At 44.3% G+C, this 13,901-nt stretch carries 14 protein-coding genes; all 14 read right to left on the bottom strand.

The genetic code is table 11. The annotated features are described in order from the left end of the window. Positions 1-3: 3 nt before the first annotated feature. Positions 4-1,263, bottom strand: coding sequence for a histidine--tRNA ligase (gene hisS / locus BMY60_RS05165; RefSeq protein WP_090331839.1), 1,260 nt, complete (start codon positions 1,261-1,263; stop codon positions 4-6). After that, positions 1,263-2,501, bottom strand: coding sequence for a flavodoxin-dependent (E)-4-hydroxy-3-methylbut-2-enyl-diphosphate synthase (gene ispG / locus BMY60_RS05160; RefSeq protein WP_090331917.1), 1,239 nt, complete (start codon positions 2,499-2,501; stop codon positions 1,263-1,265). Before ispG ends, hisS begins: the two co-directional genes overlap by 1 nt. 56 nt (positions 2,502-2,557) lie before the next feature. After that, a complete protein-coding gene (locus BMY60_RS05155; protein WP_090331837.1) occupies positions 2,558-3,652 on the bottom strand; it encodes a helix-turn-helix domain-containing protein in 1,095 nt (364 codons plus the stop codon). Between the two features lies 1 nt (position 3,653). Beyond that, a complete protein-coding gene (pilW, locus tag BMY60_RS05150; protein WP_090331915.1) occupies positions 3,654-4,442 on the bottom strand; it encodes a type IV pilus biogenesis/stability protein PilW in 789 nt (262 codons plus the stop codon). Between the two features lie 29 nt (positions 4,443-4,471). Beyond that, entirely contained in the window at positions 4,472-5,608 is a 1,137-nt protein-coding gene (gene rlmN, locus BMY60_RS05145) for a dual-specificity RNA methyltransferase RlmN (RefSeq protein ID WP_090331836.1), read from the bottom strand. Between the two features lie 31 nt (positions 5,609-5,639). Then, positions 5,640-6,065: a nucleoside-diphosphate kinase gene (gene ndk / locus BMY60_RS05140; protein WP_090331834.1), complete on the bottom strand. Its 426-nt coding sequence runs from the start codon at positions 6,063-6,065 to the stop codon at positions 5,640-5,642. 429 nt (positions 6,066-6,494) lie between these two features. Beyond that, the gene (locus tag BMY60_RS05135; RefSeq protein ID WP_090331832.1) at positions 6,495-7,394 is read right to left on the bottom strand and encodes a hydrolase 1, exosortase A system-associated; all 900 of its coding nucleotides are present in this window, start codon (positions 7,392-7,394) and stop codon (positions 6,495-6,497) included. Further along, positions 7,375-8,208, bottom strand: coding sequence for a hydrolase 2, exosortase A system-associated (locus BMY60_RS05130; protein ID WP_090331830.1), 834 nt, complete (start codon positions 8,206-8,208; stop codon positions 7,375-7,377). The genes BMY60_RS05135 and BMY60_RS05130 overlap by 20 nt, the downstream gene beginning before the upstream one ends. 3 nt (positions 8,209-8,211) lie before the next feature. Next, positions 8,212-8,457, bottom strand: coding sequence for an acyl carrier protein (locus BMY60_RS05125; protein WP_090331828.1), 246 nt, complete (start codon positions 8,455-8,457; stop codon positions 8,212-8,214). Positions 8,458-8,490: 33 nt separating this feature from the next. Then, positions 8,491-9,378: a hypothetical protein gene (locus BMY60_RS05120; protein WP_090331826.1), complete on the bottom strand. Its 888-nt coding sequence runs from the start codon at positions 9,376-9,378 to the stop codon at positions 8,491-8,493. Between the two features lies 1 nt (position 9,379). Next, a complete protein-coding gene (locus tag BMY60_RS05115; protein WP_090331824.1) occupies positions 9,380-10,840 on the bottom strand; it encodes an SDR family NAD(P)-dependent oxidoreductase in 1,461 nt (486 codons plus the stop codon). 12 nt (positions 10,841-10,852) lie between these two features. Next, positions 10,853-12,748, bottom strand: coding sequence for an HAD-IIIC family phosphatase (locus BMY60_RS05110; protein ID WP_090331822.1), 1,896 nt, complete (start codon positions 12,746-12,748; stop codon positions 10,853-10,855). Positions 12,749-12,774: 26 nt separating this feature from the next. Then, positions 12,775-13,023 carry an acyl carrier protein gene (locus BMY60_RS05105; protein WP_090331820.1) on the bottom strand — a complete coding sequence of 83 codons (249 nt, stop codon included), beginning with the start codon at positions 13,021-13,023 and terminating at the stop codon, positions 12,775-12,777. 91 nt (positions 13,024-13,114) lie between these two features. Further along, entirely contained in the window at positions 13,115-13,831 is a 717-nt protein-coding gene (gene flgA, locus BMY60_RS05100) for a flagellar basal body P-ring formation chaperone FlgA (protein WP_090331818.1), read from the bottom strand. Between the last annotated feature and the right edge of the window lie 70 nt (positions 13,832-13,901).

Below are 13,901 nucleotides of genomic sequence, written 5' to 3'. Positions count from 1 at the left end.
CTGCTATGTTTTTATCAAATCACCAATTGCATGCAAATCTATTCTGGTTTGATCGGTAGCCACGCGTAAAGGCTTTAAAGTGACTTCTCCCGCCAATGCTTCATCATCACCAATAATGATTGCATAACGTGCACCGCTGACATCCGCTTTTTTCATCTGTGATTTAAAGCCGCCACCTCCGCAATGCAGAATGACCTGACAGCCTGCTTCACGTAACAGTTCCGCGGTTTTCCATGCGAAACTCATAGCTTGTTTGCCCTGATGCACAATATAGGCATCGGGAATCGGTGGCATTATTTCTTTGCCACATTGATGCACCAATGCCAGCAAACGTTCTACACCCATGGCAAACCCACAAGCAGGTGCTGGTTTGCCGCCTATCTGCTCTATTAGCCCGTCATAGCGGCCTCCAGCACAAACCGTACTTTGCGCCCCGAGTCTATCAGTAACCCATTCAAAAACCGTACGGTTGTAGTAATCCAGCCCTCTGACCAAGCGCAAATTGATTTCAAATTGAACATCCTGCTCGCGCAGCATAAACTGCAACGTTTCGAAGTGAATACGCGACGCTTCATCCAAGTCGTCGATCAGTCTGGGCGCCTGTTCGATAACCGACTGCATTTTCGGATTTTTACTGTCCAGGATTCGCAACGGGTTTGTATGCAACCGCCTGCTGGCATCCTCATCCAAATGTTTGACGTTTTGCTCAAAATATTTGATTAGCTTCGCCCGGTGCAGTGCCCTAGATTCCATACTTCCCAGTGTGCCAATTTCAAGACGCAGACCGGTGATACCGAGCATTTGCCACAGACGTGCGCACATGACAATTAATTCGACATCTATATCCGGGCCGGAATAGCCCAGTGCTTCTACACCGACTTGATGAAACTGTCGGTAACGCCCTTTTTGTGGTCTTTCATGCCGGAACATTGCTCCGGAATAGGAAAGGCGCTGCGGTCCTTCATACAACAGATTGTGTTCGATGACAGCCCGAACGCAGGAAGCAGTGCCTTCTGGCCGCAGCGCCAGTCTGTCATTGTTGAGGTGATCAACGAAACTGTACATCTCTTTTTCAACAATATCAGTCACCTCACCAATGGAGCGAACAAATAAATCAGTGTGTTCGACTATAGGCGTTCGTATAGAGCGATAACCATACATAGCCAGCCAATCTTGTACAGTCCGTTCGAAAAATTGCCACTGATGCGCTTCTTCGGGAAGAATATCATTCATCCCGCGAACTGCCTTCGCAACTTTAGCCATTACCCAGCTTTCTTAGGATATTTTTCCCGAACATAGTTTTCGACAATCTGACGGAATTCACCCGCTATATTATCGCCCTTTAAAGTGACCGTTTTTTCGCCATCCACATAGACCGGTGCCACCGGACTTTCGCCAGAACCCGGCAAACTGATACCAATATTGGCATGTTTACTTTCTCCAGGCCCGTTCACTACGCATCCCATTACCGCCAGCGACATGTTTTCCACACCTTCATACTGATCACGCCAGACAACCATTTCGTCACGCACATAACCTTGAATACTTTCAGCCAATTCCTGAAAATATGTACTTGTCGTACGCCCACACCCGGGGCATGCAGCAACCAATGGCACAAATGCACGCAATCCCATGGTTTGCAGTATTTCCTGCGCAACAATCACTTCCCTCGAGCGTGATCCGCCGGGTTCCGGCGTTAATGAAATACGAATTGTATCACCAATGCCTTCTTGTAAAAGTACCGCCAAAGCAGCTGCCGAAGCCACAATTCCCTTGGACCCCATTCCAGCCTCAGTCAATCCCAGATGTAGAGCATAATCACACCGCAGGGCAAGTTCGCGATAAACCGAGATCAAATCCTGTACGCCACTGACCTTGCAGGACAGTACAATTCTGCTACGTGGCAGTCCAATTTCTTCCGCTTTTGCAGCACTTTCCAGTGCAGACGTTATTAATGCCTCACGCATCACATAGGCCGCGTCTTTCGGGTCGTTTGAGCCGGCATTTTCATCCATGATGCGCGCCAGCATTTCCTGATCCAGACTGCCCCAATTAACACCGATACGAATAGGCTTGTCATACCGACAGGCTGTCTCAATCAGGGTAGCAAACTGCTCGTCGCGCTTTTTTCCTTTTCCAACGTTCCCGGGATTAATTCGAAACTTAGCCAGGGATTGCGCACATTCAGGATAACTCGTCAGCAGTTTATGTCCATTAAAATGAAAATCGCCGACTAGCGGCACATGGCAACCCATATCATCCAACCGCTGTCGTATAGCGGGGACTGCTTTTGCCGCCTCGGCTGTATTTACTGTGATACGTACCAGTTCAGAACCGGCACGCGCAAGTTGCGATACCTGCTCGACGGTTGCAGTTTCATCGACAGTATCGGTATTGGTCATGGATTGCACGACAACCGGCGCGCCTCCGCCGATTTTAACGGTACCAACGTTGACGCCAATACTGTTACGGCGTTGTGAAATTAAACGATTTGGAGACATCATACGTACATTTTCATTTAGGGCATGGAAGCAGCGCCAGTTAACATGACTGGAAACTATTCAAGCATTAATTGTGCGCTGCCATTTTGAGTATTGGTATAAGGCTTAATATCGATCAGACGGTCATTATATGTAACCTCAACCGCTGATGCATCACTGATAACAATCGACAAGGGTTTTCTGCCGCTGACTCTTTGTTGAGTACCACTGGCATTATTTTGTTCAAAAATTATATCATCGTTACCATCGGTTACTTTTACATGCGCCTCTGCAGTAAAATTCAAGGTCAGCGTACCGAAGGTATTTATTGCAGAAGCGTTGTTTAATCCCGTTAAGGAATCTTGATTGAATTGAGTAGTTTTATCAGGTTTATCTGATAATTTTAATGAAGATAATGGAAGCTGCAGCTCCACGGATGCCTGACCATTTTCTTGCTGAACTGCCAGATCGGTACTTTGTACCGCTGATCGCCAAAACAGTAATTTATCGTGGAGAAAGAACAAAACCGCTGCCAGAAGCGCCAAAATAACAATAGTCAGTACTGTATTGTTTATTCCCCTGCCACTCCTGGATGAAGACTTCATTTCTTGAATTTTGAAGGGTGTGTGTTCAATATGTGAGACAGTCGTTGTCGGTCCTGGCAACAGTTGTACAATTGCATCAGAATCCAATTGCATCAGATTAGCGTAGTTACGTACAAACCCGCGAACAAATGTACGCCCTGGCAGTACATCGAAACTTTCCTTCTCTATTGCTTCAACCTGCTGCACGGAAATCCTGAGTTGACGAGACACATCTTCCATGCTCATATTTCTGGATACGCGCGCATTGCGCAGCATATGACCCACACCATGTACAACACTTGCAGAGTTTAACACCTGGTTATCCGGAGTATCCGAATGACTTTCCGTCTTTAGAAAGTGACTGATTTCTGATTCCGACTCAACAGATAATGCGTTTGTCTGCATATTGTCGGTTACACCGGTGTCACGGCCAATCGCAGGTGAATTTTGAAACGTATCTTGTGCATACTTATCTGCTTCGGAAGCACTGTGAGCACGGACGTCGTCTGCATGGAGATTCTTCATTATTGCATCGTTCAAATGCATGCGTTCATCTTTTTTCTCTTTTTCATTATCGCGCTCATCCATTTCAAAGACCACCTTCTCTCGCAGCCCTATATTCACTAGAATTGGGGAAATTTTTTTGTAGCTGAAAAAGATAGCTATTTGCTGCGCGGATATTTCCGGCAATCCGTTCAATTTGCATCCCAAGCCATAGGCTTCTGGCTGTCGGTTGATATTTTTGCAGGTATTCAGACAGCTTCGACTGAGCAGCCTCAATTTTTCCCACCTTGAAATCCATCTCGATCAACCCGACCAGTGCTGGACGATAATTGGGCTGCAGCGACAGAGATTCATCGAAATACAGGGATGCTTTAGAAAAATTACTACGTTTCAGTTCACAAATACCGGCGTTGGCGTATGCCACATGGCGCGTTTCATAAAGAGGATCTTTTAGCGCGGTCATAAAATGATTAATCGCTCTGTCAATTTGTTCGGGAAAACGCTCGCACAGAAACCAACCATAATTGTTATGTAACTCAGGGTTTTCCGGATCAATTTTCAGCGCACGGTCAAAATTAAACTGCGCTTTGCCATCCTCACCCAAGGTCATATAAACTAATCCAAGCACGCTAAAAGCTGGCGCATAATTTGGTTTTGATTCCAGCGCTGTTTCAATTTCTTCCAGCGCCACTTTATATTGTCCGCGATAGTAATATTCGGCAGCCAATTCAGTGTGTATACGCGCACTTTTCTCTGCTCGCGCCGCACTCTGTTCGGGTGATAAACGTCCTTCTATAGGTTCATGGACACACCCGCCCCACAAAAAGCTCAATACAATAACGAATGCAGACAGCTTCACATATTTTATAAGCATGACTTTTTCCAGTATTGCGCTTATCAAATTTAAATGACCTCCAACTTTCCCCTGGTAGAACGGCGGGTTTTGTCATATACCCGCCCTGCCAGCTGGCCACATGCGGCTGCGATATCATCGCCACGTGTTTTTCGCACCGTCGTTGTCAACCCTGCCTGCATTAGCATATCACGAAATACACGGATCGATTCAGACGAAGAGCGCTTAAATTCAGAACCAGGAAAAGCATTAAACGGAATCAAATTAATTTTACAGGGCACATCCCGGACGAGTTGGATCAGTTCACGCGCATGCGATACGCTATCGTTGATACCGTCAAGCATTACATATTCAAATGTAATAAAGTCGCGCGGCGCATCCTGTAAATAACGCTGACACGCTGCCAACAGATCCTGGATCGGGTACTTCTGATTAACCGGCACCAGATAATCACGCAAAACATCATTCGGTGCATGCAAGGATACGGCCAAAGCCACCGGACATCTTTTTCGCAGTCGATCCATTGCGGGAATTAATCCTGAAGTACTGACCGTTACGCGCCGCCGTGACAATCCATATGCATGGTCGTCAAGCATGATATTTAACGCGGTTACGACATTTTCAAAGTTGGCAAGCGGTTCACCCATCCCCATCATTACAACATTGGTAACTCTGCGCGCGAAAAGCACAGGCTGCGGATCAAGAATACCGTTTCGCGTTTTTGCCGGTGGTTGACAACCGTTCTTCTCCATCAGCATCTTATTTGCCAACCAAAGCTGCCCGACAATCTCAGCGACCGATAAATTCCGGTTAAAGCCTTGTTTACCCGTCGCACAAAATGCACAAGCAAGAGCACATCCGACCTGGCTGGAAACGCACAATGTTCCACGGTTTGCTTCGGGAATAAAAACGCTTTCAACGCCGTTACCCGAGCCAACAGATAACAACCATTTACGTGTTCCATCGGCAGCCGTATGGTCGCGAGTTACCTGAGGTACTGTGATGACAGATATTTTAGAAAGTTTTGCTCTCAGGTTCTTTGCCAAATCGCTCATTTGATTAAAATCAGACTGATTCGACTGGTGAATCCATTTTAGTATTTGCCGGGCGCGAAACGGCTTCTCACCCATTTCTGTCAAAAAATCAGCGAGACCTTCTCTGTCGTAATCAAGCAAATTAATTGTCACAGTTTATTTGAGTACAGCAAAATGATCGGAATCAGCGGGAATAAATTTCCAGTGCCGGGAAAAAACTGGCAATTTCAACAGCAGCTGTTTCCGGCCCATCCGAACCATGTACGGCATTCGCATCAATGCTGTCAGCGAAATCAGCGCGAATAGTGCCTCTATCCGCTTTTTGTGGATCGGTAGCACCCATCAATTCTCGATTTTTGCGAATCGCATCTTCCCCTTCAAGCACCTGTACCATAACAGGACCGGATACCATAAAATCAACTAGATCGTTAAAAAACGGGCGCTCACGATGAACGGCGTAAAACTGCTCGGCTTCAAACCTGGAAAGCTGTATCATGCGTGCGGCAATTATTTTTAGTCCACTTGATTCGAAACGCGTATAAATCTGACCAATTACGTTTTTTGCAACTGCGTCAGGTTTGATAATGGAAAAAGTTCTCTCAATTGCCATCAATTGCTCCAATTATATATGTGTTGATTAACCACATATTTTACCAAAAAAAGAAGCAAAATCTGAAAAAACCTATTATTATTTTATTTGACCGTTTTAGTGCAAAAGTATTGGTGCAGATATGTGGAAAAAGCCTGATACAATATATTCAGCAATCCACTTTCTGCCGGTCTTTATGACCTTCTCGGTAATAAAATGCGCTACGCCAGTCACATCGAACAGCCAATCCGGTAGCTTTGGCACTACCCATGCATTTCACGCCATTGCAATAAAAAATGACCGCCTGATCCTTTGCTTGTTGCTATTATGCGCAAATTCTCGGCGTATGAACTGTGTAAACAGTGTGAATGATTATCAGAAAATTAGACGGTTATAAAAGCATTTCCACACTCAATCTCAAGAAAACTATCATAAAAGACGACTTAAGTTTTATTGTGACGTATCTTTTTGAATTGACTCAATGCGTTTTAACCAGTTTATCGTATAATCAAATAATTGCTTGCGCCATTCCGGCCGGGAAAAAGTGTGATCAGCTTCAGGGATATCTTTCAGCGTCACACATCCGGAAACGGTTAATTCCTGCCAAATTTTGGAAGATTTAACATAATCGTTGAACTCCCTTGCTATATAATCCCATCCGCTTGTCAGAATAAACATCTCACCAGAAAACCGCTGGCAACTTTGCGCCAGCCGTTCAGGTAAAGGCAATGTGTCTAAGGTATCATTGAAAACAGAATCGGCTTTTCCACCTGAGCGCGCCCAGGTCGACTTAATCATTTTCATGCATGATTTCAGCGATGCTGTTAGTGAAAAATTTCCAGACATTACTTTAGTCCAGAATGACTTCTCAAGCAATCGACGCCAGTAATAATGCCTGATCATGGTCTTAGCCAATCCCGCTTCAGTTCTAATCCATGGATTTACCATAAAAATACCCTGAATACGTGGATCCAAGTAACTGTAGAACGCGCTGGCGGTTGCCGATTCACATTCTCCCCACAAGACAATTTTTTCAACTTCTGGCACTCGGCTGAGCAAAGTATCAGCCGCACTTTGTATATCTGCATTCATGTCGACAAAACCACGCAGGTTTCCAGTACTATCACCCGTGCCACGATGATCAAAACGAATAGACGCTATGGCATGACTGGCAAGCAGTCTGGCCAGTGTTACGAACTGTCTGTGTGCACCAACACGATATTGCGGTCCGCCAGCAACCACGATTACCACGCCAATCCTGCTTGAATTCTCTGGTTTACTGATAACGCCAACCAGCGAATCGTTATTACACGGGAAAACGACCGGAATTTCAGTATGACTGAGTAACATAACGTACTGTAGCTTCAACGAGTTCTGGAACCAGCGTGCGCTCGTGCGCAAGCCAGAATGGCGGGCCGATAACTTCCTGATGATCAATCCTGGCACCTCTTTCGCGCCACTTTTCGATCATCATCATATCACCCCGTGGTGTTTTTCTGTCTGCACTGGTAATTACAGTAAACCAGCCAACAGGAACAACAAGTGAATTAACAAATGAATTGAATTTTGCAGCTTTGATCCCCTTAAAAAGATCGGGCCCGACATCATAACCTGATACGCTAATATGTTGACCATTGTTAATCTGATTTTCCAAATCCTGAACAGTTTCCTGTTGTTCTCCACGCTGCATGGATGCAGCAATTCTGATGCGAAGAAACTGCGTTAACGCAGCCTGTCCGTTAATAACAGGTTGCCAGAATATCAAACGCTGTAAGCACTTAATCGCGCCAGCAATTTGCACGGCTTGCAATGCACCAAGCCGCACTCCCAGAATAGAAATTTTCTGATAGCCCAATGTGCCGGCATACGTAATTGCCGCCAGCAAATCCTGACAGCCTTGTTCCCAGTTCGAATCTTTGAATTCACCTTCGCTGTCGCCTGTACCATAAGTATCTACCGATAAGAAACCGTAATTAAACTGTGATACCTGTTGCGCGAACAGTGTGCACATATAACGGCATCGATTCATTTCTTCTGCAAATGATGCGGCAGCAACAATACATTCCGTCTCGTCAGTGATACTTTCAGGCGCGTAGTGCAAGGCGAACAGTTTCCCGGCACCACCCTGAATAAAGTCAACTTCAATTCTGGATTGCGCAAGCATGACTTAGAGCTTCGATTCCACCAGTTGCGTCAAACTGCCAATTGTTTTGAATACATCAGCAGTGATTTCATCATCTTCAAAAACACAGTCATACTCATCTTCCAGCGCTGTTATAATCGCAACCACAGACATAGAATCAAATTCAGGAATATCGCCCATCAATGCTGTCGTTGTATTAAATTTATCTGCACGATCACCGAGGACCAGCACGTCGCGCACGATGTTGATTATTTCATTTTCCAGTTTCATTTACCCTGTTCCACTTAAAACTAAACAAAAATTTTATAAATCCAACGCAACCAGTTCGCTATATAAATTTTGAATATGGCCAGCTGATATTTCATCGCTCAAATAAAACTTCTGAGCCCCTTGTTCCGGTTCAAACCATGTTTTCATTGGTTGATCCAAAAATCGTGCTTCAATTTTACTGGTAAACAACCCATGCTCGAGCAGCAGACTTGTCCTGATGGCCGGCCAGCACTGACGAAATAACACAGCATCGCTGATATACATAATCCATGCGCTGGCTAATCTTTTATAACGGTGTCGTTTATAAATAAAAAAACCATATTTATCATTATTTCTGAAAAACAGAAAGTTGAGCCATGGAAAATGAATATGATCCAGATAATGCTGTACAGCGGTTTCTGGCAAGAGCAGCTTAACCTGCTGCTTGTCCCGAAGTTCGATAACTTTTCCGGATCCATATATAGATGGTATATTCAACAGTATCAAAACGCGGTTATCCAAAGGTTGAAATTTTAAATACCTGAATATTTCAAGGCCATCCTTATTCGGTGAAAACATAGTAAATATGTAACTCTTCTGGCGTATCAGAGCCAGTACCAGCTCTATACTGCGCTTGCGAAAATCAGCAAGCACACACCAGCTGTGTGGGTTACAAAACCGTTTCAAACCACCGGCAATCAATTGCTCGGAGTAAATAGCGCATAAGACACCCACTATCTGCACATCGTTTTTCAGCATGTAGCCGTAATTTGGCACATCGGGCATCCAGGATTGGCTGATGCCCTGCTTCCATTCGGACTGTGTAAAGCGATTATTCATATGGTGATGCAAAAAAAGCGCCACTTCATCGAGATCATCTTTGCAAATTGCAGTTAAAACCGTTGCGTTAACAGAAGAATGGACTCTTAAATTATTTGACATATCAATTGGGTGTAGCGCTCATCGACATCAGTATATCCAGCATCGTTGCGGCTGTTGTTTGCGTCCACTTTACATTTAAACCGCTGGTCTGATCGGTCAGCATTCTAGGTAATCTGGGTACATGAAACGTCCAGCCGGGATATTTAGCGGATAATTGCCGAACAAAAGCTTCTACAGCTGCTTTAGCCGCAATATACTCAGCAAAACCTTTCTGCGGTTGCTCCAAGAAAACCGTCGATGGAACAAATACAGTCATTGAATGCTTCCTGTATACCGCATCGCTTAAAAACTTTTCAATCAGCGCCGCAAAACCTTTCAGGTAATAATGACAAAATTTCTGAAACACCGTGTCGTCCCACACTAATCCTTCCCCCTTCTCGATCAAAGGGGACGCAAAATAATAAATATGTGAAAAACGTTCTTTTGAAATACGGTTTGTAATGCCGGTTTCAGATTCAGACAAGACATTATACGATAGAACATCGCAGCGCCCACCGTGTGAGCGGATATCGCGGGCGATCTTTTGCGCATCCTGTTCTCCCTGATAATATGTAATCACAGAATGACCGCCACCTGCCGCTATTAATTTGGCTGTCACCTCACCAATTCCACGCGAACCACCAATGATCAGTGCCTTCTGATCTGCAAATCGGTTTTTAGTTACAGTACCCTGTAATTCAGCATACCTCTCCTGAGATACAGGCTCGGGCCGAAATAGCGCGGTAATTTCACCGCTTGCCGTATTATGCGTTATACTGATCGTTACCAGTGAAAAACGGTTGTCGCGATGCAATACTTTAAATTGCATTTTTGCATTACCGGCGGCCGCTTTTTGTTCGAAACGAATAGCCAGCCCAGTAAAAACAGAATGCAGTCCCGGACAGCGCATGCCAACAATTTGAGTCAAACCCAGCAATACCGCAGTCTGATTATCCGGTAGATATTTTTTTATATATGGAAATAATTCTTGAATAACATCAGGCATCCAGACCAAGTCCAGCGTACCTTCCAAATCATCAGTATTTTCAAACTGTAAATTTTCAGGTTGCGGTTTTCCCGTTGATACTGGCTGATAGTCAATCATTTCCGGTTTTATGTCAGATTGTCTCATTAATTTCAGATCGATGTCCTGAACACGGCGCCCCTGGACTAGCAGTCTCAGCTTTAAGTCTTGCCCAGCGGATTGTTGACTGAAAACATCGACACACTCGCCATGCAGAACCGGCCGTACAAACTGTACCCTGATCGAATTGATTGATTGAGCGTTATCAAAATTCTTGAATAGGCAATCTAGTGCCTTAAGAACACCGCAGACACCATGCATCACAGTGGTTCCAAACTGGTAGCGTCTTGCGAGTACAGGATCAACATGCAAAGGATTATAATCGCCCGACGCCTGCGCGAATTGGCAGCTTGTCTTCTGATCAATTTGAAACGCGCCTATTCTATTCCAATTCGTCATTTTTATGAAAAGTCATGCAGTCACAGACGACTTTGTAACTTTAATAGGTGGATTTTTTATTTGATAACGATCAACGACCAAATCCCAGACATCTTCAGTGTCACTCGAACCAACACACTCGAACCCGAGCCGCCGATAATGTTCTTTGACCAGACCATTCTTTTCAGTCGGTCGATAAAATCCACGCAGCCTACTCACTCCACTCTTTCTTGCACGCGCTACCAGCTCGTCACAGACAGCATCTTCAACTCTGCGTTTTATGACACGGCAGCTCATCAACCAGGTCTCTATTTCCCAGCGATCTTTATACACTTTGCAAATTAGAACACTGATCATGCCGTTATCACCAAATTTATCCTGCAAATGCACTTGAAGCGTTACAGATTGTTCGTTATTTTCAAATTGTAACACTTCGGCTTCCGTATAACGCCGCGTTGTCAAATTAAACTGATTGGTTTTATTGATTAGCTGTACGATGCGCTTGCGTCCAAATTCATCAAATGGTGCAAAACTGATATGCATTTCAAGTGAAACCAGATAATCGTCCAAACTGGCAGCGGATTTCTGTATTTCCTGACGCCGGACGTTACTTGAATACTGTGCATTGCGCTGCGCATCATCATCGGTAAAATCGATTTTTTCAAAGTAGCGCGCTGCACAGAGTATGCGCAAAAATTGCGATGGGTCCTTAGGCAGTTCGGGCACACTTATTTCGGGCAGCATTGTCCGGATAATTTCACGCTCCGCAGGGTTATCGTCAACAAAAACTATTGCATCCAGACCGATATTCAATGTTTCTGCTATATACCGGATGTTAGACGCCTTATCTTCCCAGTTTGCGACAAAAACAGCAAAATCATTTTTTTTCAATAACATGCCTGAGTGTCTCTGAAACGCCTCTGATGCTATATCCTTATCATTTTTCGAACATACCGCCAATAGAACACCCAGATCTTTTAACGTCTTAGCCCACTGCTGTACCGCTAAAAACGACTCACCAACCGGATGTCCCTGACCAATCTGAATTCCCTCCAAACCATCATCCCCAATCACTCCGCCCCACAAAGTATTGTCAAGATCTAAAACCAGACATTTTTTACTTTTCCCACGTAACGCAGCAATCAGTTTAGTCAAATACTCAGCATACAGCGGCACATAAGTATTCGCCATGGGTACCCTGGATAAATACCATTGTCTATCATCGAACCAATGGCATGCGCCAACCATATTGACTATAGCCGCAACGTCCAGCAACACATCTGGACTGTTTTTAATATCGTCGACCAGTGCGCGGTTAAATTCGGTAAGAGATTTACGTAATATGCCATCAAGTTGCACATCAAAATTCCCGCTGAATTCATAAGGAGGACATGCAAGCGTTTGCACAATGCAAATCATGCCGCCCTTTTGTTTGAATGATTCTCTGATTTGCTGCAAGTAATTAAGCGCCTTTTCACTTGGTGTAATTTGAACTGAAGCGACTGATTGATCACCAAAGAACGGATAGGCACGATAATCCAATGCTACCAAAACTGCGTCCGGTTTCGATTGATTAAGTTTTGAATCAGGATCAAATGCCTCTTGTGCCACTTGCCCAAAATCTGTGGTTATCAACTCAAGATCCACGCCATTCCGTATTGCCGCCATCACGAAAGATGGAATCATCAAATCCATAGTAGCATTACTGACTATGCCTAATTTGAATGGTGTCAGCGTATGAGCTAATAATGAACGGGTATTAGCATTCAGCTTACGTATGGCCTGATATAAACGATTGGATTGGTTTATAGATAAGGCATATTTCGCTAATGCATGCACTTCATCAGCGGGAGTTTTATGGTACTTCAACTGAGCGCAGCGCTCATTGAAGTCGTCGGGAGGAGCAAGTAACCAGGGAAGATCGTACATGAAAAATTCTGTTCGACAATTATTATTTATACTAATTTCTCATGTAAAAGATTTACAATAGTGGCGACATCGGTCATATTGCCTATTTCATCCAGATCAAACTGAACGCCAAAATTAGCTTCAATAGCGGTCAGCAGCCTGATATGGCTTAAGCTGTCCCACTCTTCAATATCATCACGCGTGGTATTAACCGAGAATGCATAAGTATTCTCGGTGAACGTATCTTGAAAAATCAACTCCAGTTGATCGAGTGTTACCGCCTTGTCTTGGCTCATATATAAATTTTCCAGAATTTTATACTATTCAATCGCTTAGCACATTGTAACAGAGCAATGTCTGATAATAAAAACGTATCCAGCCAATATTTTAGGGATTCACTTCCACTATCGCGTTATGTCGTGCCAGACCGCTAATAATACGGCCTGCCGGGTTGCGTACTTGAACAATCTGCCCTTCAGATGCGTCTGATAACGCATGCCCCTCTGAGCTGACTCTGAACCCGCGCCCATTAATCATTAGCTTTACGTTTTGTCCTCTTAATATTATATAAGGTGAGCGCAGCATACTTTGTCGCAAAGGCTGTCCCATTGTCAGATTCGTTACTGCAATTTTACCAACAGCCTGGGAATAGTCTGTCAACACACCTTCAGGGATTTGTGTCAGATTAACAGTTTGAAGCGCCAGGTCACCATAGTTAATCGTGTGATCACGTGACAGCGGTTGTGTGACATGCAATACATCCGCCATGATTCTGATCTCGGCCTGCACATAAATTGTCCAGGATACTTGCCCATCGCAACGCACACCTACCGACGTTTTTCCCCATAATCGGCTACCTGACGGCATGAATACATTAAGTTTCTCACATTTTGGCAATGTAATCCGCTGGTCAATCTGGCCGACCTCGACCTGAATATCACCCGCGGAATTATTTGCATGACTATAAACAAAATCTTCAACCGCTTTTTTAATAAGTGGTATTTCCTGATATTGCGATAACGAATTATGACTTTCTGCAAACAGATTGACTGACAATTTTGCAGTCACCAATAAAATACAAAGTTGAAATGTCTTACGTCGCATTAAATATTGTCCTGAAAATTTTTGCTGCTAATTGCTATTTCCGGCAATTATTGCCGCCCGGACAATATAC

The sequence above is a fragment of the Nitrosomonas sp. Nm51 genome (assembly GCF_900111165.1).
Classification (GTDB): Bacteria; Pseudomonadota; Gammaproteobacteria; order Burkholderiales; family Nitrosomonadaceae; genus Nitrosomonas.
The sequence above is the reverse complement of the archived record's forward strand: the minus strand, read 5'-3'. Positions and strand labels throughout refer to the sequence as shown.

What these genes read in the sequence shown, in the direction of transcription:
- hisS (WP_090331839.1), bottom strand. Translation starts at nt 1,263, where the DNA reads ATGGCTAAAGTTGCGAAGGCAGTTCGCGGGATGAATGATATTCTTCCC.
- ispG (WP_090331917.1), bottom strand. Translation starts at nt 2,501, where the DNA reads ATGTCTCCAAATCGTTTAATTTCACAACGCCGTAACAGTATTGGCGTC.
- BMY60_RS05155 (WP_090331837.1), bottom strand. Translation starts at nt 3,652, where the DNA reads ATGGATGAGCGCGATAATGAAAAAGAGAAAAAAGATGAACGCATGCAT.
- pilW (WP_090331915.1), bottom strand. Translation starts at nt 4,442, where the DNA reads ATGCTTATAAAATATGTGAAGCTGTCTGCATTCGTTATTGTATTGAGC.
- ndk (WP_090331834.1), bottom strand. Translation starts at nt 6,065, where the DNA reads ATGGCAATTGAGAGAACTTTTTCCATTATCAAACCTGACGCAGTTGCA.
- BMY60_RS05135 (WP_090331832.1), bottom strand. Translation starts at nt 7,394, where the DNA reads ATGTTACTCAGTCATACTGAAATTCCGGTCGTTTTCCCGTGTAATAAC.
- BMY60_RS05130 (WP_090331830.1), bottom strand. Translation starts at nt 8,208, where the DNA reads ATGCTTGCGCAATCCAGAATTGAAGTTGACTTTATTCAGGGTGGTGCC.
- BMY60_RS05125 (WP_090331828.1), bottom strand. Translation starts at nt 8,457, where the DNA reads ATGAAACTGGAAAATGAAATAATCAACATCGTGCGCGACGTGCTGGTC.
- BMY60_RS05120 (WP_090331826.1), bottom strand. Translation starts at nt 9,378, where the DNA reads ATGTCAAATAATTTAAGAGTCCATTCTTCTGTTAACGCAACGGTTTTA.
- BMY60_RS05115 (WP_090331824.1), bottom strand. Translation starts at nt 10,840, where the DNA reads ATGACGAATTGGAATAGAATAGGCGCGTTTCAAATTGATCAGAAGACA.
- BMY60_RS05110 (WP_090331822.1), bottom strand. Translation starts at nt 12,748, where the DNA reads ATGTACGATCTTCCCTGGTTACTTGCTCCTCCCGACGACTTCAATGAG.
- BMY60_RS05105 (WP_090331820.1), bottom strand. Translation starts at nt 13,023, where the DNA reads ATGAGCCAAGACAAGGCGGTAACACTCGATCAACTGGAGTTGATTTTT.
- flgA (WP_090331818.1), bottom strand. Translation starts at nt 13,831, where the DNA reads ATGCGACGTAAGACATTTCAACTTTGTATTTTATTGGTGACTGCAAAA.